The following is a 21,498-nucleotide window of genomic DNA, read 5'->3' as shown; positions in this document are numbered from 1 at the left end:
CCCTGTGCAACTGACCCATCCCCAAGGGGCAGGTACTTTGATAGAGGGATTAACTCATGCACCCTTTACTGTCCAAAACCGCGACTGTCCTGGTCGTGAGCGCATTGGCCCAGGGCATCGCCCAGGCTGCTTTGTTTGCTGTTGATCCGGGTCCGTACACACCGGCCAACGGCGGTTTCGCCAGTTGGTATCAGGACTCCCACGGTCGCACCCTGGATCTGTGCCTGTCCAAAGCGCTCAGCTCCCGAGTACCCAGCGCCCCCGGCGCGCCGTCGTACATGTGCTCGCTGCTGCCGACCCCCGGCGTGTTCGATGACGCGCAACCGATTGTCTTCCCGACAAACTTTCCCGATGAAGCGTTCTGGTTCACCGGCGAAACTGCCCTCGTCGACGCCGCACGGGGGATTGATCTGGGCTACGTCAGCGCCATCGAAGCCGCATTCGCCGCTGAAGAGCCGGTCGAGGGCGATCAAGTCAGCTTCGCCCGGATCCGCATTCGCGTCGACGTGCCCACCGCCGGCACCTATGTCATCACCCACCCGTATGGCGTCGATGTGTTCAACATCGACACCCCCGGGCGGCGCGCAATCAACATGACTCGCGACATTGGTATCGGCACGCCGAAAACCTATGACGGCGCGCTCAAGGGTGACATCGGACCGTTCCTGCGCAGCGTCAACGGTCCCTACACCGAGACCAATCCGCTGACCGGTGCCGCCGAACAATTCGTCGGCGACCCGAACCTCAACGAGGCAGTCACCGGCAGCCCGTTCAACACTAACTACGTACGCATCGAAGGCCCTAACGGCCTCGATCTGCGGACGAACGTGTTCGCCGTCTCCGGCAAGTTGTCGACGGTGGTCCGGCCTACGCCAATGATTACCCAGCGCAGCACCTACTCGCGCAAAGCGGGAACCAGCGCGCCGGTCGCCCAACAAGACGTGTTCGTTCTCGCGCCGCCAGCGCCGGGCACTGTCGCCGTGACCAGCAGCACCCCGGTGCTGAACATGACCGAAGCCAACAGCACCGGCAGCTGGTACGCGCAGTCCTCGGTCAACCCGACCTTGCCAACCACTTTGCAAGTGACCGCCGACAACCACCTGGCCATCGCCAGCAGCACGCCGACCACCCTGCCCATGACCCTCACCGATCTGGTGGTGATCCAGAGCGCGCAATACAGCCTCAGCTCCGGACAACTGACCGTGGTCGCCTCGACCAGTGACGAAACCTCGCCGCCGGTACTCACCGCCACCTCCGGCAGCGGCGCCGCCATCGGTGCGCTGGGCGGCGACGGCGCAGTGAAAACCCTGGCCACCGGGATCTCGCCGATACCACCGGCCAAGGTTCGGGTGACGTCGTCCAACGGCGGCAGCGATACCGAAGAAGTGGTCATCGTGCAATGAACGCTCACATGCCCAGATCCGCATCAGGAGGCATCATGAACAAGTGGCCACGCTTTGCGCTCAACGCGCTCGGGCTCGCTCTCTCGCTGACCGGCAGTGCCTATGCGCAACTCGCCGCCGTCGACCCCGGCCCCTACACCTTCGCCACCGGGAAATTCCCGATGTGGTATCAGGACAACAATCTGCTGTCGATGGAACTGTGCCAGTCGCGTGCTGCCAGTTCGCGCGTTGCCGCGACCACGCCGCCGGCCTACATGTGCATTCTGCTGGCCGAGCCGGGTATCTACGACGACGCCCAGCCGATGATCTTCCCGGACAACTGGCCGCCGGAAGCCTTCTGGTTCCTGGCCGAAACCACGATTGCCGACAACGCTGCCGGTTATGGCGTGGACGCTTATGTCGCCGGGATCGAAGCGGCATTCGCCTCGGAAAATCCGGCCGATGGAGATCAGCAAAGCTTTGCGCGGATTCGCATCCGGGTGAACGTACCCGTTGCCGGCACCTATACCATCACGCACCCGTATGGCGTCGAGACGGTCAATGTCACCGCGCCCGGACGCCGCGCGATCAACATCACCCGCGACATCGGCATCGGCGCACCGGGCAATTTCACCGGTGCCGTCAATGGCGCCATCGGACCGTTCCTGCGCAGCGTCAACGGCCCGTACACCGAAGTGAACCCGGACACCGGCGCCACGGAAACTTTCGTCGGTGACCCGAACCTCAACGAAGCGGTGACCGGCAGTCCGTTCAACACCAACTTCCTGCGCATCACCGGGCCGGCCGGGACGATCCAGTCGAACGTGTTCAGCCTGTCCGGCAAAGTGCTCGACAACCGTCAGCAGACCCAAGTGGAAATCGATCGCGCCACTTATCGCCGCACAGCCGCTGGCGTGCGTGCCGAAGTGTTTGCCAAGGCCAGTAACAGCTCGACCCTGTGCTTCCGTGAAACCGTGGCGCTGCTGCCCGGCCCACCGCCAACGCCGTGCCAGACCAGTCTGTTGGGTGACAACAATGGTCTGTTCTTCGGCCACCGCTTGGGCACTGGCGCGGTACCTCCGGTAGTCGTCGTGACCGCCACCAACCCCGCCGGCACCACGCGTCCGACGGCCGTGTCGGCCAAGCTCACCGACGTGGTGAAAGTGCAGACCGCGCGCTACAACTGGGCCAACCATAGCTTGCTGATCGAGGCCACCTCAAGCGATGAAGTGGCGATCCCCGACATGGTTGCCCAGGGCTACGGACGTCTGTCGAAAACCGGCACCCTGCAGCGCATCACCGTCGCCGACCTGACTCAGCCACCCGCTACCGTGACGGTGAAATCTGCCGCTGGCGGTGGTGACACCGAAGCGGTCGTCGTGGTCGGCAGCGCGCCAGACACAGGTGAAAACCAGGCGCCAATCACCAACGCCGACAGCGGCAGCACCAGCTTCGGCGTGCCGATCACCCTCAGTCTGTTGACCAACGACAGCGATCCTGATGGTGACAATCCGCTGGGCATCACCGCGTTGACTCAACCGGCCGCCGGCCAAGGCACCGTCGCGCTCAACGGCACCACTTCAGTGGTCTACACCCCGCCAGCGGTGGTCAACGCGCCACTGACCACCACCTTCACCTACAAAGCGCAGGACGCCAAAGGCCTGGCGTCGGCCAACCCGGCAACCGTGACAATTACCGTCGCGCCAAACCAGGCACCGACTGCCGTCGCCGACAGCGTCGCCACTCTGGGCGTAGCGATCCCGATCAACGTGCTGGCCAACGACACCGATCCGGAAGGCAACGTGCCGCTGGCCGTCAACAGCCTGACCCAACCGGCCGCCGGACGCGGCACGGTTAGCAGCAACGGCACGGTGATCACCTACACCCCACCGGCCACCGTGACCACGGCGTTCACCACGACCTTCACCTACATCGCCCGGGACGCCTTCGGTGCCCTGTCGACGCCGGCCACAGTCACGGTGCAAGTGTCGCCACGGCCAGCGGCAGAAACGTTCGCCGTTACCGCGTCTACGGTGCAGGCACGCTCCGGCGGGCGCTTCAACTGGGACTTCACCGGCACCTCGTCAGTGACCACCGGCAACACCATCACCGTGCAGGTCACCACCCCTTCCGGCCTGGTCACCCTCGGCACCACCACCGTACCGGTCACCGGTCGCTGGCGGCTGACGCTGAACAACACGACGGTGGTGCCATCGGCCAACCCGACCGCGACGATCCGCTCGTCCCAGGGCACCGTGCGCACGGTCTCGGTGACCACGCTGTAAGCCAACACCCCAGCCACTTTCGGGTGGCTGGGGCCGACTTCAAATCGGTTAACGCCTGACAGGATGTGAGCCATGAACACGCCGACCGCCGCCCTGCTTTGCCTGCTCCTGCTGTGCAGCAGTGCAGGCGTGCGTGCCGACGACCTGATGGAAAACGACGACCTGGCCCCGACCAGCAGCGACCTCGGCGAACTGCCCCCACCGGTGGGTCAGCAAGCCCTGATCGACCAGCTCGGCCAGGCCAACGTCGCCCTGCTGCAACAGAACGGTCAGTCGCTGCTCGGGCAGATCGTGCAATCGGGCAGTAATCAGGAGGCGTACATCCTGCAACAGGGCAGCGACCTGATGGCGCTGATCAACCAGAACGGTTCCGGCAATGCCGCCTCAATCACGCAAAACGGCAGCCACAACCGCGCGCAGATTTCGCAAAACGGCAACAACAACGACGCCAGCATCGAGCAGGCCGGCGCGGGGCTGCAAAGCGCCGTGACCCAGTCGGGCAACGGCATGAGCGTTTCGGTCAAGCAATATCGCTAAGCACTGCCAATCATCGGAGAGTTCATCATGTTCAAACTGACGCCCCTCACCGCCGCCATCCTGGTCATAATCAGTGCCCAGGCGATGGCCGACGACAGCCTGTCCAACCAAAGCCAGGTCGGTACCGCCAACATCGCCGACGTGAAACAGACCCAAGCCCCGTTCAGCACCGCCACCCAGACCCAATTGGGCCAGGGCAACGACGCCGCCGCCGTGCAAGACCACGCCACCAGCGTGATCACCCAGGACGCGGTCGGCGACTACAACGCCGCTTACGCCGAACAGCTTTACGAAGACAACGCCACGATCACCCAGCAACAAGTCGGCGCCTTCAACACCGCCCACGCCAGCCAGTCGCTGGGCTTCGGCTCACCGAACAGCGCGCTGCAACAGCAGCAAGGCACCGGCAACTTCTCGTTTATCTATCAGGACTCGCAAAACGGCAGCGAAGGCAAAACCTTCCAGTTCGGCGACAGCAACGAAGCCAACATCGAGCAACTTTATGAAGGCAGCGGCAACAGTTCAGTGATTACCCAATACGGCACAGCCAACTACGGCACCGCCGAACAAGTGCTGCACAACGGCGGCCAGATCGGCATCAACCAGGCCGGCGAAGGCAACTACGCCTACGGCGACCAGCGCAATGGCACTGGCGGCAACATCAGCATCAACCAGTTCGGCAACCTCAACGGCACCGAAATCTGGCAGGACGCGCAACTGGCCAGTCAGGCGACCGTCAACCAATACGGTGACAGCAACGAAACCGTGGTCGACCAAAGCTTCGGCGAAAACAACACCGCCGCCGTCACCCAGGTCGGCAACAGCAACGCGATCTACGCCGACCAGTTCGAATCGGTCAACTCGACACTGGCGCTGTATCAGGTCGGTAATGGCAACGTGCACTTCACCTACCAGAACGGCGACAGCCACGTGCTCAACGCTACCTCGGTGGGCAATGACAACAAGGTCTACGCCAGCAACTGGAAAGGCCCACAATCCGGCGGCCAGTTCGGCAGCGGCCAACGCGCGACCGTTACTCAGGCGGGCAATGGCAACATCGCCAGTTTCACTCAGGATGGCGTCGGGCAGGTCATGACCACGCATCAGACCGGGACTGGCAACAAGACCACGGTCAGTCAGGCCGAGTCGTATAACGAGCTGTATTTTGATCAGAATGGTAGCGACAACATTCTGATTTCGGATCAACGCGGCACGGGCAACCTGGTGCAGGGTTCTTCGAATGGCACCGGCAACAGTGCTGAGTTCGATCAATCCGGGACTGGCAACCAGGCGTATACCGCGCAGTTGTATGGCAGCGACAACATGATCACCGTGAAACAGGCGGACACGATGAACGTGGCGTATGTGACCCAGGGCGGCACGGGGAACATTGCCAATGTCGATCAGAGTGGGGTGACGCAGACCGCGAATATTCAGCAGTTTGGGTCGGCTAACCAGGCGACGGTGTTGCAGCAGTAGGGTTGGGTGTTGATGAGCCGCGATTCTCTGGTGAAGGGGGTCGCGGTTTTTTTTGCGCTGACGTTTGAGTTGCGTCCTACGGAAAACGGAACGTTTTTAGAAATTCGGGGAGTTTTCTGACAAGTTCTGGCGGTTGGCCGTCGGAAGTGCAGGCTCTAGGATTTGCCGGGACAACTTGATCCTCATGGAGCTTGGCCTACATGCAATTCATCCAGACAGCGACGACAGCGATACCGTTAACGAATAGACTTCGAGGCACCAAACCCGGAGGTTCTATGATCGACCCGTCCTTGATCGACCCACTGTGCCCGGTTGTTTCGGATCTTGATCCCGAGGAACAGGCTGCAAGTTATGACCGTTGGTTTCGGGCCGAAGTACAGGCCTCTCTCGATGATCCGCGCCCGAGTATTCCCCATGAGCAAGTGATGGAGGAAATCAACGCCTTGATGGAATCAATGCGCAAAAGCGCTGATGCAGATTAAGTGGCGACCCAAGGCTCGGGTCGAACTCTCGAAAATCCTGAAGTACATTGGCGAGCGAAATTTTGTAGCGGCGACTGCACTTCACAAGTCCGTCGTAAAAACTACATCTGCGCTTTGTTGGCATCCACACCTGTATCGCAAAGGCCGCTCTCCCGGCACTCGAGAGATTGTGGTAAGCCCGAACTATCTAGTCGTTTATCAAGTGGCGGACCAAATTGAGATTGTGAGCATCTTGCATGCGCGTCAGGAGTACCCTCGACGCGACCCCGGTTAAGATCGCTTCCTCGTCTCAACACAAGAAACCGTGCTTCCCGTGGAGGTGCGGTTTTCTTGATCGTTCCCACGCTCTGCGTGGGAATACCTCTCGGGACGCTCCGCGTTCCAACTCGCGAATTTGACGCAGAGCGTCAAGGGCTGCATTCGCACGCAGAGCGTGGGAACGATCAATCAGCCATCCTTCAGCTCGACGTGATCGAGGGCTTGATTCACCGCCAGTTCGCCCAGCATGACGACTTGTGCGATGCCCAGTGCTGTCTTGCGATGTGAGGTTTCCAGCGAGGCGGCGAAGTTGATGAGCATTTCGCTGGCCGAGCCTAGGGTTTCGCTGGCGTTGGCGAGCAGGGATTCGGTGTTGTACCTGGGGTTGGCGAGGTACATGGGTTCCGGCTCGTTGGCGCTGGACATGATGTGGGCGGTGGGGTTGAGGTAGAAATCGAGGGCGCGATCGGCGGCTTCGTGGAGTTTTTTGCTGTCGACTGAGGCGTAGGGGGATGTGGTGTTGGTGTCTGATTCTGGGGGGTTGGGTGTTGGTTTTTTCATGGTAATTCTCTCTCATTGATAGTTGCAGCTGGCCCATTCGACTTCCAGGAAAAATGGGTGGCAGCTGTACGCAGGCTGGAAATCCGGGAGAGAGCAACCCGGCAGACACGAATGTCTCCCGCGCACAACCGCCATAACAGAGTGCACACAATGAAAGTGCGCAAGCATACGTTATGAAAGGCGTATCTGCTCTCTCGTGTCTTCGGGTTTCCATGCCCGGTCGCTGAATTGGCAGCGACGAACACAGGCTAGAGACCGGACGTCCGACGGACAACCTGAAAACCTTGTGGGAAGGTTCTGCAAAATCGAAACAACCTTTAAACATTCCGAATTGAAATACGCATGTGTAGGAGCTGCCGCAGGCTGCGATCTTTGATCTTGATCTTGATATTCATCTTAAAAAATCAAAGTCAAAAGATCGCAGCCTTCGGCAGCTCATGCAGTGAATGTGTGCAACCGGCGGGAATTGGTCGGCTCGTAGATCGCCATCGCTGGCAAGCCAGCTCCCACAAGGATTTGGGTACATCCGCAATGGCAACTGCGTCTGAGAGATAGCTATCGCGAGCAGGCTCACTCCTACAATTGAATCGCGCTCTGTCAGCAAGAGATTGGTCGGCTGTAAGGCCGCCTTCGCGAGCAAGCTCAGCGCCTACGAAGATCAAAAGCCGAGCACGCTGTGCTCCACACCACTCAATAGGCCGAGTGTCAGCTCGCCTGCTCTTGATCTTGATCCACGGGCGACGTCGGAAGGCTGAGTGGAGGGATTGATCCGGGCGTGGGAGCGCAGCGACCGTTTGGCGCAGCCAAACACAGCGAGAGGAGGTGCAGCGAAGCAAACCGTAGGCGCTGCGCCCGGATCGATCCCGCAGCGAAGGAACCCCGAGCTTTAGCGAGCGGGCCGCACGCAGGAGCAAGCCTTTTCGGTTACCTTTTCGGCGTTTGGAAAAGGTGACCCGCCGTCAGGGCGGAACCCTAAGCAGCCGTTACCGCAGCAACGGATATGTACCCGGTCAACCAGAACTCACCGCCCAACCAGAACCTGGTCGGCCCGAAGGCCGCCACGTTCACTCGGCATCCGGATCAACCTTGTTCTGAGTCAAATACCGATTCAAAACATCATCCTGCCCAGGCACAGAAGCGTCCCCCGCCACCTGCCACAACCGCCGCTCAATCCCCTGCGCCACCATATGCCCCACCGCCGCCTCAATCGCCGACAACACACAAAGCTGCGCCGGCTCATTTGTCGTATACCCAACCTCAGCCTCAAGCAACTTCTTGAACTCGATAAACTTGAAAATCCCCGCACTGCGCGCCACCGAATAAATCGTCTTGCTGGTCATCACATTCGCCAACACCTGCCCGCTACGCACATCCACCGCGCGCAAATTCACGGTCACCTGATCCACCCGATACTCACGCTGCAAATCAATCCCCAGATACCGCGCCCCTTCCCCACCGCTACGCACATTGGTGTCATAAGCGATGATCCCGCCCTCGAGCATCATGTTCGCCGCCTGCAACGGCGGCAGCTCGCCCTGAATATTCACCGGCGTATTCGGCTTCTTCTGCGACGCGCGAATGATCTTGCGTTCAGTCAACAGGTTCTGCAGCCCTTCCCGTTCCAGCACGACAAACCAGCCACTGGCCTGCATCGCGTCCATCAACATCGACGCCGCGCCCTGGGTCACGCTGGTGGAAAACGAACTCGCCGGCGTCGGCTTGTACTGCCCGGTCTGATCACGGAAGCCGTACACCACCGCCATCAACCGGCCCTTGGGTCGCGGCATCTTCAGCAAGTCGTAATAAGTCGAAGCCCTGGGAGTCAGGGTCGGGGTTTCGGTGTCCTGCTCGGCCGACATCGGCTCACGCAGACTGCACCCTTGTAATGTCGCCAACAGCAGCCCTAGCGCGATTAATTTTTTCATGTCCGTCACTCCCCGGAACCGTCAGCCCGTCATGGGTTGAGGCCGTTCACCTGAATTTCCGAAACCTCACCGGTCGCTCGATCGGTCACTTCAATGCTCAGTGCCCCGGAGTCGTCGATGACGTTGACGATAAAAGAGTCGGTGGACAGGCTCCCCGTGTTGCCGGTGGAGATGTTGTCCAGCAACTGCCCTAGCAGCCGCGATTGCAATTGACTGGTGAAACGCTCCAGCGCCGAGGTGCCGGCCACGGTCGAACGGCTCTTGAGATCAGGGTCGTCGTAATCGTTTTGCGCCTGCGCGTTGTTGAGCAGCCAGGTGCCGTTGAGCGGGTTGCCGCCGAACGACGGGTTGACCGGCGTGTAGACCAGTTCAGTGGCCTGGACAGCGGCAGCGCTGGCGAGCCCGATCAACAACCCCGAGATCCAGAATCCGCTGCGCCGTGAGAACGTTGTGCTGTTCATAGTTCGTCCTTCTCAAGGTCGGTGGTGTCCTGCAACAGAGCCTCCAGCTTGCGCTGGACAACCTGGCGTCGAACCCAGTCGGCGGCCGCGTAGGCCTCGTCCTTCAGTTCCACGGTGTTCGGCGGCAGGAAGCGCCGATAAACCAGGCGTTGCTGATATTCCACGGTCACCAGGCTGCCCCAGCGCGCGTCGGGCCGCTCGCGCACCACCAGGTTGAAATCCATCGGGCTGGTGTCGCGCAGGCGTTCACTGAACGAGTAGTAAAAGTCGTGGCCGATGTGCGAGATCGTGTCATCGACGATGAAACCCATCATTTCGTCTTCTTCACTGGCGCTGGCGCAGCACGCCACAGCGGTGAGGATCAGCGCGCACCACCATTGGCGAATCATGGCTGCAACGCCTGCGGCAGATTCGATTGGCCTTTGGCCGGGCCATTAGTGCCCTCAAGAAAGGCTTTTTCAGCGACGAACTGCCAATCCGAATAACGCTGCATGCCATCGAAATCCGACCACTGCGTCGGGAACCCGGATTGCTTCAACGGCAGCTCGGTCGATGGGCTGTTGAGGCCGGTGATACGGCCATCAAACCCGCGTTGCAGCGCCCATTCACCCTGCCCAATCGGATCAGGATAGAGCTGACGCAGGTGATGCTTCGCCTCGGGAAAACGCTGATCGTCGAGCAGATCGACTAACTCTTTCGGGTACTGCGCCAACCCCGGCGAACTGCGGTAGTAGCTGCGCAGCGCCTGGGCGTATTGGGTGCCGACCCAGAGCAACTGGCGTTCACGGTCGCGGCGCGACGCGGTCGACCACAACTCGCCGGCACTGGCCAGGCCCATGCCCATCACTACGATGAGGAACAGCACGCCGAGGTAGGTGAAGCCACCCTGCTGCGCACGGTTACCACTCGGAATACTGGCTGCCATCACGCGCCCTCCCGGTAGCACCGCTTTTGATATCGGCCACACCACCGGCAACGCCGTCCGGTGGCGCGATCAGCACCCACTGGTCTTTGCGTTCGGTGATCGGATCGAGTGGCGCGTTGCGCAGGTAACGTTGTTCGATCAGTTGCTCGATGGAATCCGGATAGCGGCCGGTGTCGCCGTAGTAGTGATCCAGCGCCTCGCGCATCGCCGACAGGCTCTGGCGCAGGGTGGTTTCCTTCGACGCTTCGAGGCTGTTGAAGTAGCGCGGCAGCGCGATGGTCATCAGCGTGGCGATGATCGCCATCACTACCATCAGCTCCAGCAAGGTAAAACCTTTTTCCCGGCGCATGAGGTTCACCACTCGCGGTAGGCGATGCCGTTGAGGCCCTTGCCCCGGGCGTGGGAGTAGACGTCGAACACGTCCTCGCCATCGCGCGGGTTCTGAGCCGAACTGTTGTAGGCGCGCACGCCCCAACCCCCTTCGTCGTCACGTTTGGCCGGCACCAGCGGATCGCGCGGGATGCGGCGTAAAAAGTAGAACTTGGCGCCTTTGGCACTGCGCACATCGCGCACGCCTTCGACCAGTACTTGCAGATTCGGCGGATAGCCGCTGCTGTTCAGCGATTTCTCGATATAGCCAGCATCGAACGCGCGTTTATAGGCGTCGATGCCATCGCGAATCTGGTACAGCGCGTTGCGCAATTCCTGCTCCTTGCCACGCCGCACCAAAGTCTCGGTCAGCGGCGCCGCCATGCTCGCCAACAGGCCGATCAGGGCCAGCGTCACCACGACTTCGATCAGGGTGAAACCGCGTTGGGAGGCGTTCATGATCAAGGCTTCTCGACGGTGACACGGGTGGTGGCCACGGCCGACTCACCGACGGCACGCGGCTGCGCGGCCGGCGACGGCATCACGTAACTCTGCGAACGATCCGGGGCCTGAATGTGCATGCTGGTTTCGGTGCCGGTGGAGAATTCCATGTCCGACGGGCTCTGGTACGGCAGGTTGCGCACGATCCGTGGGGTGATCGACAGCACCAGTTCCGATTTGCCGACGGTGTCCTTGTTGCTGCCGAACAGCCGGCCAATGCCAGGGATGTCACCGAGGCCCGGGATCTTGTTGCCGGTCGCGCCGTGGTCGTTGCGCATCAGGCCGGCGAGGATCTGCGTTTCGCCGTCATGCAGGCGCAGTGAGGTTTGTGCGTTGCGGGTGTCGACCTGCACCGGGATCGTGCCCTGACGGGTCGGTTCCAGCGGTGTCGCGTTACTCACTTCGAGAGCGATCTTGATCGCCACTTCGTTGTTCAGATGCACGGTTGGTTGCACTTCGAGCTTCAGACCGACGTCGAGGTAAGTGACGCTTTCAGTGATCACCGGGCCTTGCGTCGACGGCACCGAAGTCGCGCTGATGATCGGCACACGCTGACCGATGTGGATACGCGCCTGCTCACGGTTGCTGACACGAATCACCGGGCTGGCGAGGGTGTTGATGTCGTTGTCCTGGGCGTTGATCTTGGCTTGCGGCGACGGCGAGATCGAAATCCGGCTGGAGTTGATGCCTTTCAGTTGATCAAGCAGGGTCACCGCCGAACCGTCGCTGTTGACCACGCCGAAGGTGTTCGGCCATTGCAGGCCAAGGTCGAGGATGCGCTGGGTGGCGACTTCCATCACTTCCACTTCAAGCACCACTTCCGGGTTGGACTGGTCTTGCGACTGCAGCAGTTTCTCGGCCATGCGCACAGCGTCTTCGGTGTCGCGCATGGTCAGGGTGTTGAGGCGTTCGTCGACGAACACGTCGCGGGTCTTGAGCATGGTTTTGACCATGTTCAGCGCGGTGTTGGCGTCGATGCTGGTCAGGTAGAAGGTGCGCATCACCAGTTCCTGGTAATCCTTCACTTTCTGTGGAGAATCCGGGTAGATCAGCAAGGTGTTTTCGTTCACCACTTTCTGGTGCAACTGGTTCTGTTGCAGCAGCAGGGTCACGGCGTCTTCGATTCTCACGTCACGCACGAAGATCGTCGCTTTCATGTCCGGGCGCAGGTCTTTGTCGAAGATGAAATTGAGCCCGGCGACCTGCGACAGCACTTCGAAAATGGTCTTGAGGTTGGCGTCGCGAAATTCCAGAGTCACCGGGCGGTCAAGCTTGGTGCGCAGTTGCGGATAGGCAATCACGTTGCGGCTCTGCACCAGACGAATGTTGCCTTGCAGCGCCAGCGCGCCTTCGTTGTTCGGGTCGAGTTCGAGGATCTGTTTGACCTGCCGATCAGCGCCGTAGATGTCGCCGCGACGCAGGTCGCCACGGGCCAGTTCCAGTTTTTCGTCCATGCTGCGCAGGTAATCCATCTGCTTCAGGGCATCCTGAGCGCGGCGGTTGTTCGGTTCGATGGTCAGCACGCGGTTGTAGGCCACCCGCGCCGAAGCGAAGTCGCGACGCGAGCGGTCGGTATCACCGGTCGTCAGCAGCGCCGTAATCGCCTTGGCCCGACCGCTGTTGAGCAGCAGATGCAGTTCCGTGTCCCGTGGATTTTCACGCAGACCCTCCTCGACACGGGCCAGCCCCGCCTCGTACTGACCCTGTTCAATCAGGTCGGCGGCTTCCTTGTTGGCCACTTGTGCAGAACTGCACGCGGCCAGCCCGGCACACAGGCCCAGGCTCATCAGCAAACGGGAACGTTTCATTGCGTACTCCCCACAGACAGGGTCTGCGACAAATGCAAGGGCAGGTAGACCAGACTCAGTTCCAGATCGGAAATGCCGGTGATCTTCCAGGTGTCGTCGATCACATCCCCGTTGCGCACGACGTAGATCTTTTCGCCGTTCTGCAAAAACACTTGCAGGTCGCTGCGGTCATGCAGCCTGCCGACGAACTGAAACGGCACCGGTGGCAGGCTCGGGGCTTGCACCACAGTTGCTGGATTGATGGCCATTTCGGTTACCGTGGCCAGAATTGGCGCGGCCTTCCAGGATTTGGCCGCGAACAGGTCGCCGGCCGGGCTCAAGTCCTTGATCGACGCATCCTTGACCTTGGCGGTGCTGGCCGGCAGCGCGCCCCGGGTTTTCCCCGGCGTGGCGACGGCGACTTCGTTGGAATCGGCGTCTTCGCTTGGCGAGAAATATTCCGGCAACCACGCCAGCGCGGCCGCTACGCCGAAGAACGCCAACCAACCTGTCACGCGTTTGGTATTCATCACGACCTCGACAGGTAAAGGGTCATACGGATCCGGCCATTGAGGTCGGTGTCGCCAATCTTCTTGCGCTGCAACTCGAGGTCTTCCACCACCACCGCCGGCAACTGACCAAGCAAGGCATGCAGAAAGCGGCGCAGTTGCGGGTAGCTGCCGCGCACTGGCAACAGGATCTGATAACGCGCCAGATGGGTTTTCGGATCGACGCCGAGTGCATATTCGCCGCGTGCCAGAGTGATGTGTTCTTGCGCTGCGAGGGCGTAAATGCGGTCGATGGCGACGGTGGCTTGCGGCTGCGCCGGCAGTTTGTTGCGGAAATCGTCGAGCTGACGTTGTGGCACTACGGGCGGCGCGATGCTGCCGTCTTCAACCTTGGCCAGGTATGCGGTGGCTTCCTGAGTCTGTTGGCTGAGGTGCTGCAACGATTGCCAGCCCGGCAGCAAACCGCCGAGTGCCCAAGTCACGGTGACCAGCAGCAGCGCCAGCCCGGCCAGGCCCGGAACGCCGAGGCCTTGCAGGTATTCGTGGACGATCAGTCTAGGGATTCGCATCGCCAATCTCCCAAGTCGCCGACAGGTTGAATTGCACCGGTTGTTCCGGCGATTTGACGACGATTTCGTGGCTCAGCAGCGACACGTCGGACAGCTCGTCGCTGGCTTCCAGACGTTTGTGGAAGTCGAGCATCGCTTGCAGATCTCGCGCTTCGGCGCTGATGCGGACCTGGCCTTTGCGCGCATCCGGGGTCAGGGTCAGCAGCGCGACGTCATCGCGCGGCATCGCTTCGAGCATGGCGAACAGGCGTTCCCACGGCCGGCGCAGTTGCTGCGAGACCTTGCGCATCTCGGCGAGGTTTGCCGCTTGCTCGCGGGTTTCCGCCGGGCTCAGGGTGGATTTGGCAGCGCTGTCGCCGGTGAGCTGACGCTGGGTGGTTTGCAGGTGGCCTTGTTGCTGTTCGGTGTGCGCGTCGAGGTGCTGTTGCACGCCGAAGCACAGTAGCGCCAGCAGCACACCGCCGCCGAGCAGGCTCCAACCCAACGGGCCGGAACGTGGGCGCGGTTGAAAATCGAGATTGAGCGCACGCATGTCAGGCCACCGCCCGGGACATGACGTACAAGCCGTCACGCACGTTCATCGAGTCGTCTTCAAGGGTGCGCAGTTGCACACCCGCCACGTCCGGATGCGCATCGAGGCGCGCCGGGGCATGCAGATAAACGTTGAAGGCGCGTTCGCTGGTCGAGGCTTGCAGCTGGCGTTCGCGACCGATCAGGGCATTCAACGCGGCATCGCTGTCGCTGCCGCCCACCGAACGCACGCCGGCCCAGCGCCCTTCCCTCGCCAGCAACAACACACTGCGTTGCGGCTCGGCGACGACGAACAAGAAGTCGCCGGCATCAAGGCTTTTATCGAAGCGGTTGAACGCCGCCATCAGGTACGGCTGCACCGAGCGCAGACGCAACCCACGAGCGCTGACCAGCGTGCGCAAGCGTTTCAGCAAGTCCTGCGGCAAGGCACTGGCGATGCGGTCGTAACCGGCCGGCTCAGCAGACAGCACCAGACTCCACGGCTGGGTCGGCGCGCCAAACAGGTCTTCAAAACACAGTTGGGCAAAGCCGCGCAGTTCCTCAGGGCTGCTGATCTGCGCGCTCCACGGCACCAGGCAGAAACGGCTGAAGTGCCCGGAGATGACCACGCTCAATTCGGCACCAGCGCGGGCGTGTTCACCGAGCAGGCGATCGAGGGTGTCCAGCGCCACCGCGTAGCTCTGGAAGCCTTCGTCGATGTACCCGACGCTGCCCAGCCACAGGGTGTCGCTGCCGCGCCGCTGACCGAGGCCAACACCGCTGGCGCCCAGCACGGCGACAAAACGCTCACGAGATAAATGTGACACGATTGATCTCCTCCAGCGTGGTGCGACCTTGTTCCACCAGCTCCAGCGCCGATTCGCGCAGCAGGCGCAAACCACGGGCACAGGCCAGGGCTTTGATTTGTTTGATCGGTTGGCGCTCGACGATCATCTGGCGCAGCTCGTCGTCGAGGTGCAGCAACTCGGCAATCGCCGTGCGCCCGCGATAACCGCTGCCCCGGCAGTGCCCGCAGCCCTTGCCGTGGACGAAGTGGTAATGGTCGACTTTCTGTGGATCGAGGCCCGAGGCGCGCAGTTCTTCATCGCTTGGATTGACCGGCGCGCTGCAACTGGCGCACACCAGCCGAATCAGGCGCTGGGCGAGAATCGCGTTGAGCGCCGAGACCAGGCTGTAGGGGTCGATTTCCATTTGCGTGAAACGGCCAATCACGTCGAAAACGTTGTTGGCGTGGATGGTGGTGAACACCAGGTGGCCGGTGAGCGCCGATTGCACGGCGATCTGCGCGGTGTCCGGGTCACGGATTTCGCCGACCATGATCTTGTCGGGATCGTGGCGCAGGATCGAGCGCAAACCCCGGGCGAAGGTCAGACCTTTTTTCTCGTTGACCGGGATTTGCAGCACGCCCGGCAATTGATATTCAACCGGGTCTTCGATGGTGATGATCTTGTCCACGCCATGGTTGATCTCGGTGATCATCGCGTACAGCGTGGTGGTCTTGCCGCTGCCGGTCGGGCCGGTCACCAGGACCATGCCGTAGGGTTCGGCGGCGAGGCGACGCAACTGGCGCAGGGTTTCGTCTTCAAAGCCCAGCGCCTGCAATTGCACGCCGCAGACCTTGTCGGCCAGATCCTGTTTGTCGAGCACCCGCAGCACCGCGTCTTCGCCAAAGATGCTCGGCATGATCGATACGCGAAAGTCGATCTGGCGGCCACTGATGCCGATCTTGAAGCGCCCGTCCTGCGGCACGCGTTTCTCGCCGATGTCCAGCTCGGCCATGACCTTGACCCGCGAGATCACCTGCTCGGCGAACTCGTTGCCCTGGACTTTGCTGATGTTGTTGAGCACACCGTCGATGCGGTACTTGATCACCAGACCGTTGCCGGTGGTGCCGAGGTGGATGTCGCTGGCGTGCATTTTCAGCGCGTCGTAGAGGGTCGAGTTGACCAGTTTCACCACGCTGCTGGCGTCTTCGCTGATGCTGGTCAGCGACAGGCTTTGCAGGGTGTCGATTTCGTGGTGGGTATCGCCTTGGGCGTTCAGCGATTCGACGGCGTGGAAGCTTTCTTCGTGACGGGCCAGATAGGCTTTGAGGTCATCGGCGTGCACCAGATGCAGCGGCGCGCCGTGCAGGCAGTCATCGATCCAGGCCAGCCGCGCCGGGTCGAAGGGGTCGGCAAACACGCCGATGACTTCGTCGTTGTGGCGCAGCAGGATGAATTCACGTTTGAGGCATTGTGCGAGGGTGACCCGGTCAAATACCGGCGTCGCTTGAAACAGGCTGTCGGTGTCGAGCACCGGGTAATGCAGGGTGGCGCCGAGGGTGTGAATGAACGGCATCGGCGCCAGTTCACAGAGTACGCCAAGGGCTTCAAGCACGCGTTCGCCGGAGGTGGCGGCCCGCGCCCGGGCCTGGGCAAGCTGTTCACTGGAAAAGCGTTCCGGCGCGCTCGGCGCCAGCAGAGGTTCGACGACAACGGACAGACGTTCCATGGCTTGCTCTCCAACCGGGGCTTGGTGCCCTGTCGGCGCGGCAAACCTTGGCGGCAAGTGCCGGAACGTCTGATCGCGCCATTACTCCCCGGTGAGCATTTGATCGTCGTCCGGCGCCATGGATTGCGACTGCCGTCGCCGATCCGCCAACACCCAACTGCCATCGTACAACTGCAACGGGAAGCTCTCGGTCCTGCTCTGGCGTCGTTCGACGAAGCCCTCGGAAGGGCTCGCACCGGGTTTCGCTTCGCGCTTGATGCCCAGAAGGTCGCAGACAGCTCGGGCCAGTTCCGCCAATGGAAACGGTTTGAACAGGATGTGGCTGACTTGCAGTTGCCGCGCCCGCTCACAGACTTCAGCGGTAGGGTGACCTGTTATCAGCACAAAATTACACGTCCTGTTCTGGCGGACCGCGTCGAGCACCTCAAAGCCTTCCATATCGGGCAAGCGGTAATCGAACACCAGCACGTCGGGGGCAAAGCTTTCGGCCAGGCCGATCGCCGTCGCTCCGTCGTGTGCAATCCGGACGTCCAGCCCCTGCGCCGACAGATAATCCTGAAGGTTTTGTGCAAGCAGCTGTTCGTCTTCGACAACCAGTACTTTGTTAACCAAGGTCGACTCCTTGAAACAGCAGGTCCGATGACCCCGCCCTGAGAGTGCGCCTTACACGTGGTAACGCACACTTCATGCCAGGCTGAGTGCCGGTAATTTTACGTCTTCATGTCCTTGAATTTAATGACAATGCCCGCTCGTCCCGGTACCCCGTTCCCCAGAAACGGGGAAGCACCTGAATGGGCATCGAAGCCATTCCCCACTATTGGGGGGGAACCTTCAGTCGTCGTCAATTCGTTCGATCCTGTTCTGCACCCGTAATTGCGCGAGCACTTGGCGACGAGCCTGGGTCTGTTGCTGTCGGGCGAGCTGTGCCCTGACTGTGTCCAGCCCCTGCAAATCTGGGACATTGGCGGCCTCCAAGTGGTTCGGCAAATAAATCACATGCCAGCCGAACGGTGAACGCACCGGGTCGCTGGCAAAACTCGCCCCTCCGGCAATCGAGGCGCGCATTTGCAACAAGCGTAGACGCGCTTCGGTGACTGTGGCTGCATCCGCTTGCGCGGGCACGCGGATCAACAGGTGGCGCGGTTGCAAGGTATTGGCGCGGATCAACTCGGCGAACATCTGCTGCGCCGCCAGTTCGCGGCGGGTGTACTCGGTGAAGGACGCCTCATCGAAACCGGCGTCCTGCAAGCGGCGGACGAATTTATCCGTGCCGCCGATAGCACTGCGGGTCTGCTCGACTTGCTGAAGTACCACTTGATCGTCGATCTGCAGCCCGCGTTTTTGCGCTTCCTGCCACAGCAGTTCTTTGTCGATCAGCGCTTGCAGTGCTGCCTGGCGCAGCTGTTTATAGGCTTTGGGATTACGAATGCTCGCCACGGCGCGACCCTGATCTTCCAGGTATTCGGCGAAGAAGCGCTCAAAGCGAAACCCGGAAATCTCCTCGCCGTTGACTCGCGCCACGGCCAGCTCGTTATTGGCCCAGGCCATCGGCATCCAACAGGTCAGCAGCATTATCAGCGTTGTGAGCTTCATGATCGGGCCCTCCATTCAGGGGCTGGCAACAATCGATTTATAGGGTGCGACCAGATAAAAGCGCTGATCGGGCAAATCCACGGTGACCACATGAGCGCCGCTCAAGCCCAGGCGTCGGCCGGGGCCAAAGCTGAGGCGCGGGGTCAGACCGGTGTCGAAGTCGTGCAGTCCTTCCAGCGCCGTCACCAGTTTTTCGCGGCTGGCGTCGCGGCCGGCCTGTTTCATGCCTTCGCTGAGCAGCAACATCGAAGCGTAGGCGCCGACTTGCAGCACCGCATGCTGGGCGCCGAGGCCCTGGCCTTCGCGCAGCAGCGTCAGGGCCATGCGCCCGGTCTGGGTCCAGTCGCTGGGCACGAACGGATAGGCAAGAAACACCCGCCGAGTAAAGCCGTCTGGGACTTGCAGCAGATCGCCGGCCACCTGGCTGGAGGCGGCAAACAGGTAAGGCACTTGCCCGGCGCTCTGCAGCCGCGTCGCCAGACGACTGAAACCGCCGCCATTGCCCAGATAGAACACCGAGCGCGAACCCAGCGGTAGCGCATCCGCCGTCGGGTCGTAGGCTTGCAGATGGACTTTCTGCCAGCCGTGATCCTGTAAGTATTGAGCGAGGGTGGTTGCCGCTTGCGCTTGTAAAGGGTCATCGGGATAGGCAATCAGGGTCGGCCCTTGCAGCACGCGCAGGCTGGCCGTGGCGTAGTCGGCCAGCGCGATCAATTGCTCGCGCAAGCCCGGCAGCGGCTCGAAAATCTGCGGACTGGCCTGCACCGCCCCAAGCAACGACAAGGCGCCGATCAGCGGCACGCCGGCCTGTTCCAGGCGCGGCCCCAGTTCACTGTCGAGGGCCGGTGCCAGCGGCGCGATCAGGGCGAACACCTGTTCCTGCTCGATCAACTGTCGCAGGGCTTGTTCGGCACTGGCGCGATCCGGGCCGGGGTCGATCACTGTCAACCGCAACTGCCGACCATGAATGCCACCGGCCTGGTTGATCCGCGCGACGCTGCCATTGAGCACCGCTGCCACTGTCGCGCCCTCCTCGGCCAACGGGCCTTGGCTGGGCAGCAAGGTGCCCAGGTGCAAGGTCTCGGCATCGAGGCCGGGGTCACGCTCATCGGCGAGGCGTTTGAGATAGGCGGTAAGGTTGCGCTGATCCTTCATCGACAGCAGAAAGCGCGGCATGCTCGGGTCGAGACGATTGTGGCCGGGGTCGCGACCCTGCTCGATGGCAATGGCCAGAGTGCTTTCGCTGTAGGCCGGATAGCTGCGCCCGTTGACCTGTTGCTGGCCATACGTGCTGGTCAGCCGCGCCCAGTTCAGCGGCGGCGGACGCACCCCGCCTTCGGGTCGCCCGAGGCCATCGGCGCCGTGGCAATTTGCGCACGGCAGGCTGGTTGCCGGCAGCAACATATCCGCCGCGCCAACCCGCGCCATGATCGCTTCGCCGCTAGCTGACAGGCCTTGGCGGTACAGGCGCTTGCCTGCCGCTTCCTCCGCAGTCAGCGGTGCAGCGCTCGCGCCAAGGCTGACGCCAGCGAGCAGGATCAGGGCGAGTACACCGCTCAGGTTCATGGCGCGAACTCAGCGGCCGGCCACGGGCATTGTCAGCAACTGCAAGCGCTGGGCAATGGCGGCGGCCGGGGCGTCGGGACGGATCTTGCTCCAGCGTTTATTGGCGACATCGCCGACGATCAACTGCGTGGAATGCTGCTCGGGCGTCGGCACGATCTGGCCGATGCGGCTCAATACCAGGTCCATCTGCGCTTTGTCGCCAGTAAGAAAAAGCCAATGAGGGTCATCGGAACCCTGCTTCAAGGTGTAAGCCTTGAGCACCGCCGGCGTGTCGCGCAGCGGGTCACTGGTAAGGGAAATGAAGGTGATGTCCTGTGCCTTGTCACCGAGCAGCTCGCGGACTTCTTTGAGCTTTTGGGTGATCAGCGGACAGGCGTCGTTGCAACTGGTGAAGATCACGTTGAGCAGCACTATGCGGTTTTGCAGCGCATCGCTGTAGAAGCGCAGGGTCTCGCCGTTCTGATCCTGCAACGGCGTGTCGGTGAACCAGGTTTTCGCGTCGTGGGTGCCTTTGGCCGGCGCGGCAGCGACAGCGGCTGGCGGCTCGGAGACGTGGCCTTCGTGGGCGAACGCGACGTTACCAAGAATCCAGAAACACACGGTCAGGGAGATCCAGTCGAGCGTTCTCATGGCTGCTGCTCCATGGCGATGGCGGTGTGTTTGGCGTGGGTGCGCAGGCCGCTGAGCTTTTCCACTTCCTTGGCCAGCAGCGCCGGATCAGTGAAGCCGTAGTAGCGCATCCAGTGGCGGCTGTCGCCGTCGCCGACGAGGATCAGCGGTTGATGACTCTTCAGGTCACCGCTGAAACTGCCGAGGCCCTTGAGGGTTTCATTGATCGACTGTGGCGAACCGGTCAGCCAACTCCAGCCCGGCCCGCGCTGGAAGGTACGCGCATAATCCTGCAGACGTTTCGGGTCGTCGCGCTGTGGGTCGATGCTGATTGAGACCAACTGCACTTCTTCGCCGACCCGCGCGCCGAGCTGCTTCTGCACCTTGCCCATGATCGACGAGACCACCGGGCACACCGTGGTGCAACTGGTGTAGATAAAGCTCATAACAACGATTTTGCCCTGCACCAAGTCTTGTTCGAGGCGCACGGTTTTACCGTTCTGGTCGAGCAGCGGCACGTTGGCGAATTTCACTTGGGCGTGTTCCTGAGTGCTGCTGGCCGGGGCCTTGTGTCCGGCGTGTTCGTCGGCCGAATGAGCGTTGGCGTGTTGAACGCCAAGGCTCAACAGGCACAGGGTCAGCATGCCAGTGGATGCAAATCGGTTCATGTCGAAAC

At 61.5% G+C, this 21,498-nt stretch carries 24 protein-coding genes; 6 read left to right on the top strand and 18 right to left on the bottom strand.

Features of this window, described 5'->3' with window-relative positions:
* Nucleotides 1-56 precede the first annotated feature (56 nt).
* The 6 genes from J0G10_RS12025 to J0G10_RS12000 all read left to right on the top strand — a co-directional run bounded on the left by J0G10_RS12025 (nucleotide 57) and on the right by J0G10_RS12000 (nucleotide 6,439).
* Nucleotides 57-1,403, top strand: coding sequence for a hypothetical protein (locus tag J0G10_RS12025; RefSeq protein ID WP_095124765.1), 1,347 nt, complete (start codon nucleotides 57-59; stop codon nucleotides 1,401-1,403).
* Between the two features lie 35 nt (nucleotides 1,404-1,438).
* Entirely contained in the window at nucleotides 1,439-3,667 is a 2,229-nt protein-coding gene (locus tag J0G10_RS12020) for an Ig-like domain-containing protein (protein ID WP_220558536.1), read from the top strand.
* 72 nt (nucleotides 3,668-3,739) lie between these two features.
* Nucleotides 3,740-4,204 carry a curlin gene (locus J0G10_RS12015; RefSeq protein ID WP_110721043.1) on the top strand — a complete coding sequence of 155 codons (465 nt, stop codon included), beginning with the start codon at nucleotides 3,740-3,742 and terminating at the stop codon, nucleotides 4,202-4,204.
* 27 nt (nucleotides 4,205-4,231) lie between these two features.
* Complete coding sequence (locus tag J0G10_RS12010; protein WP_220558535.1) at nucleotides 4,232-5,683, top strand: curlin; 1,452 nt, start codon at nucleotides 4,232-4,234, stop codon at nucleotides 5,681-5,683.
* A 275-nt stretch (nucleotides 5,684-5,958) separates the two neighbouring features.
* Entirely contained in the window at nucleotides 5,959-6,165 is a 207-nt protein-coding gene (gene relB / locus J0G10_RS12005; protein WP_034152589.1) for a type II toxin-antitoxin system RelB family antitoxin, read from the top strand.
* Complete coding sequence (locus J0G10_RS12000; RefSeq protein ID WP_016983362.1) at nucleotides 6,155-6,439, top strand: type II toxin-antitoxin system RelE/ParE family toxin; 285 nt, start codon at nucleotides 6,155-6,157, stop codon at nucleotides 6,437-6,439. Before relB ends, J0G10_RS12000 begins: the two co-directional genes overlap by 11 nt.
* Before the next feature lie 173 nt (nucleotides 6,440-6,612).
* On the opposite strand, the gene J0G10_RS11995 is transcribed toward J0G10_RS12000, so the two are convergent.
* The 18 genes from J0G10_RS11995 to J0G10_RS11910 form a co-directional block, all read right to left on the bottom strand.
* Nucleotides 6,613-6,984, bottom strand: coding sequence for a DUF6124 family protein (locus J0G10_RS11995; protein ID WP_150707381.1), 372 nt, complete (start codon nucleotides 6,982-6,984; stop codon nucleotides 6,613-6,615).
* A 1,064-nt stretch (nucleotides 6,985-8,048) separates the two neighbouring features.
* Nucleotides 8,049-8,909, bottom strand: coding sequence for a CsgG/HfaB family protein (locus J0G10_RS11990; RefSeq protein ID WP_220558534.1), 861 nt, complete (start codon nucleotides 8,907-8,909; stop codon nucleotides 8,049-8,051).
* Nucleotides 8,910-8,938: 29 nt separating this feature from the next.
* Nucleotides 8,939-9,370 carry a curli assembly protein CsgF gene (locus tag J0G10_RS11985; RefSeq protein WP_095124771.1) on the bottom strand — a complete coding sequence of 144 codons (432 nt, stop codon included), beginning with the start codon at nucleotides 9,368-9,370 and terminating at the stop codon, nucleotides 8,939-8,941.
* The gene (gene csgE, locus J0G10_RS11980; protein WP_095124772.1) at nucleotides 9,367-9,759 is read right to left on the bottom strand and encodes a curli production assembly/transport protein CsgE; all 393 of its coding nucleotides are present in this window, start codon (nucleotides 9,757-9,759) and stop codon (nucleotides 9,367-9,369) included. The genes J0G10_RS11985 and csgE overlap by 4 nt, the downstream gene beginning before the upstream one ends.
* Nucleotides 9,756-10,295 (bottom strand): type II secretion system protein, encoded by a 540-nt coding sequence (locus tag J0G10_RS11975; protein ID WP_095124773.1) that lies wholly within the window; start codon nucleotides 10,293-10,295, stop codon nucleotides 9,756-9,758. The genes csgE and J0G10_RS11975 overlap by 4 nt, the downstream gene beginning before the upstream one ends.
* On the bottom strand, nucleotides 10,270-10,644 hold the full coding sequence (locus tag J0G10_RS11970; RefSeq protein ID WP_095124774.1) for a type II secretion system protein: 375 nt from the start codon (nucleotides 10,642-10,644) through the stop codon (nucleotides 10,270-10,272). The genes J0G10_RS11975 and J0G10_RS11970 overlap by 26 nt, the downstream gene beginning before the upstream one ends.
* A 5-nt stretch (nucleotides 10,645-10,649) precedes the next feature.
* The gene (locus tag J0G10_RS11965; protein ID WP_102902833.1) at nucleotides 10,650-11,123 is read right to left on the bottom strand and encodes a type II secretion system protein; all 474 of its coding nucleotides are present in this window, start codon (nucleotides 11,121-11,123) and stop codon (nucleotides 10,650-10,652) included.
* 2 nt (nucleotides 11,124-11,125) lie between these two features.
* Nucleotides 11,126-12,973 (bottom strand): secretin N-terminal domain-containing protein, encoded by a 1,848-nt coding sequence (locus J0G10_RS11960; RefSeq protein WP_220558533.1) that lies wholly within the window; start codon nucleotides 12,971-12,973, stop codon nucleotides 11,126-11,128.
* Entirely contained in the window at nucleotides 12,970-13,482 is a 513-nt protein-coding gene (locus tag J0G10_RS11955; RefSeq protein WP_186613481.1) for a hypothetical protein, read from the bottom strand. The genes J0G10_RS11960 and J0G10_RS11955 overlap by 4 nt, the downstream gene beginning before the upstream one ends.
* The gene (locus tag J0G10_RS11950; RefSeq protein WP_220558532.1) at nucleotides 13,482-14,030 is read right to left on the bottom strand and encodes a GspMb/PilO family protein; all 549 of its coding nucleotides are present in this window, start codon (nucleotides 14,028-14,030) and stop codon (nucleotides 13,482-13,484) included. The genes J0G10_RS11955 and J0G10_RS11950 overlap by 1 nt, the downstream gene beginning before the upstream one ends.
* Nucleotides 14,017-14,562, bottom strand: coding sequence for a PilN domain-containing protein (locus J0G10_RS11945; RefSeq protein WP_038364874.1), 546 nt, complete (start codon nucleotides 14,560-14,562; stop codon nucleotides 14,017-14,019). The genes J0G10_RS11950 and J0G10_RS11945 overlap by 14 nt, the downstream gene beginning before the upstream one ends.
* Nucleotide 14,563: 1 nt before the next feature.
* Nucleotides 14,564-15,367 (bottom strand): hypothetical protein, encoded by an 804-nt coding sequence (locus tag J0G10_RS11940; protein WP_220558531.1) that lies wholly within the window; start codon nucleotides 15,365-15,367, stop codon nucleotides 14,564-14,566.
* Complete coding sequence (locus J0G10_RS11935; protein WP_220558530.1) at nucleotides 15,348-17,054, bottom strand: GspE/PulE family protein; 1,707 nt, start codon at nucleotides 17,052-17,054, stop codon at nucleotides 15,348-15,350. Before J0G10_RS11935 ends, J0G10_RS11940 begins: the two co-directional genes overlap by 20 nt.
* A gap of 81 nt (nucleotides 17,055-17,135) precedes the next feature.
* Nucleotides 17,136-17,666 (bottom strand): response regulator, encoded by a 531-nt coding sequence (locus J0G10_RS11930; protein ID WP_220558529.1) that lies wholly within the window; start codon nucleotides 17,664-17,666, stop codon nucleotides 17,136-17,138.
* A gap of 219 nt (nucleotides 17,667-17,885) precedes the next feature.
* Nucleotides 17,886-18,647, bottom strand: a complete 762-nt coding sequence (locus tag J0G10_RS11925) for a peptidylprolyl isomerase (protein ID WP_220558528.1) — start codon at nucleotides 18,645-18,647, stop codon at nucleotides 17,886-17,888.
* Nucleotides 18,648-18,662: 15 nt separating this feature from the next.
* Entirely contained in the window at nucleotides 18,663-20,213 is a 1,551-nt protein-coding gene (locus J0G10_RS11920; RefSeq protein ID WP_220558527.1) for an ABC transporter substrate-binding protein, read from the bottom strand.
* 9 nt (nucleotides 20,214-20,222) lie between these two features.
* The gene (locus J0G10_RS11915; protein WP_095120161.1) at nucleotides 20,223-20,843 is read right to left on the bottom strand and encodes an SCO family protein; all 621 of its coding nucleotides are present in this window, start codon (nucleotides 20,841-20,843) and stop codon (nucleotides 20,223-20,225) included.
* A complete protein-coding gene (locus J0G10_RS11910) occupies nucleotides 20,840-21,490 on the bottom strand; it encodes an SCO family protein (protein WP_095124784.1) in 651 nt (216 codons plus the stop codon). Before J0G10_RS11910 ends, J0G10_RS11915 begins: the two co-directional genes overlap by 4 nt.
* Nucleotides 21,491-21,498: the final 8 nt, after the last annotated feature.

Source organism: Pseudomonas germanica (assembly GCF_019614655.1).
GTDB classification, from domain to species: Bacteria; Pseudomonadota; Gammaproteobacteria; order Pseudomonadales; family Pseudomonadaceae; genus Aquipseudomonas; species Aquipseudomonas neuropathica.
The sequence above is the reverse complement of the archived record's forward strand: the minus strand, read 5'-3'. Positions and strand labels throughout refer to the sequence as shown.

Coding starts and splice junctions, on each gene's coding strand:
- csgE (WP_095124772.1), bottom strand. CDS start 9,759: ATGATTCGCCAATGGTGGTGCGCGCTGATCCTCACCGCTGTGGCGTGC.
- J0G10_RS11915 (WP_095120161.1), bottom strand. CDS start 20,843: ATGAGAACGCTCGACTGGATCTCCCTGACCGTGTGTTTCTGGATTCTT.
- J0G10_RS11990 (WP_220558534.1), bottom strand. CDS start 8,909: ATGAAAAAATTAATCGCGCTAGGGCTGCTGTTGGCGACATTACAAGGG.
- J0G10_RS12010 (WP_220558535.1), top strand. CDS start 4,232: ATGTTCAAACTGACGCCCCTCACCGCCGCCATCCTGGTCATAATCAGT.
- J0G10_RS12020 (WP_220558536.1), top strand. CDS start 1,439: ATGAACAAGTGGCCACGCTTTGCGCTCAACGCGCTCGGGCTCGCTCTC.
- J0G10_RS11910 (WP_095124784.1), bottom strand. CDS start 21,490: ATGAACCGATTTGCATCCACTGGCATGCTGACCCTGTGCCTGTTGAGC.
- J0G10_RS11960 (WP_220558533.1), bottom strand. CDS start 12,973: ATGAAACGTTCCCGTTTGCTGATGAGCCTGGGCCTGTGTGCCGGGCTG.
- J0G10_RS12000 (WP_016983362.1), top strand. CDS start 6,155: ATGCAGATTAAGTGGCGACCCAAGGCTCGGGTCGAACTCTCGAAAATC.
- J0G10_RS11975 (WP_095124773.1), bottom strand. CDS start 10,295: ATGGCAGCCAGTATTCCGAGTGGTAACCGTGCGCAGCAGGGTGGCTTC.
- J0G10_RS11935 (WP_220558530.1), bottom strand. CDS start 17,054: ATGGAACGTCTGTCCGTTGTCGTCGAACCTCTGCTGGCGCCGAGCGCG.
- J0G10_RS11925 (WP_220558528.1), bottom strand. CDS start 18,647: ATGAAGCTCACAACGCTGATAATGCTGCTGACCTGTTGGATGCCGATG.
- J0G10_RS11995 (WP_150707381.1), bottom strand. CDS start 6,984: ATGAAAAAACCAACACCCAACCCCCCAGAATCAGACACCAACACCACA.
- J0G10_RS12025 (WP_095124765.1), top strand. CDS start 57: ATGCACCCTTTACTGTCCAAAACCGCGACTGTCCTGGTCGTGAGCGCA.
- J0G10_RS11985 (WP_095124771.1), bottom strand. CDS start 9,370: ATGAACAGCACAACGTTCTCACGGCGCAGCGGATTCTGGATCTCGGGG.
- J0G10_RS11920 (WP_220558527.1), bottom strand. CDS start 20,213: ATGAACCTGAGCGGTGTACTCGCCCTGATCCTGCTCGCTGGCGTCAGC.
- J0G10_RS11970 (WP_095124774.1), bottom strand. CDS start 10,644: ATGCGCCGGGAAAAAGGTTTTACCTTGCTGGAGCTGATGGTAGTGATG.
- J0G10_RS11965 (WP_102902833.1), bottom strand. CDS start 11,123: ATGAACGCCTCCCAACGCGGTTTCACCCTGATCGAAGTCGTGGTGACG.
- J0G10_RS12015 (WP_110721043.1), top strand. CDS start 3,740: ATGAACACGCCGACCGCCGCCCTGCTTTGCCTGCTCCTGCTGTGCAGC.
- relB (WP_034152589.1), top strand. CDS start 5,959: ATGATCGACCCGTCCTTGATCGACCCACTGTGCCCGGTTGTTTCGGAT.
- J0G10_RS11955 (WP_186613481.1), bottom strand. CDS start 13,482: ATGAATACCAAACGCGTGACAGGTTGGTTGGCGTTCTTCGGCGTAGCG.
- J0G10_RS11950 (WP_220558532.1), bottom strand. CDS start 14,030: ATGCGAATCCCTAGACTGATCGTCCACGAATACCTGCAAGGCCTCGGC.
- J0G10_RS11945 (WP_038364874.1), bottom strand. CDS start 14,562: ATGCGTGCGCTCAATCTCGATTTTCAACCGCGCCCACGTTCCGGCCCG.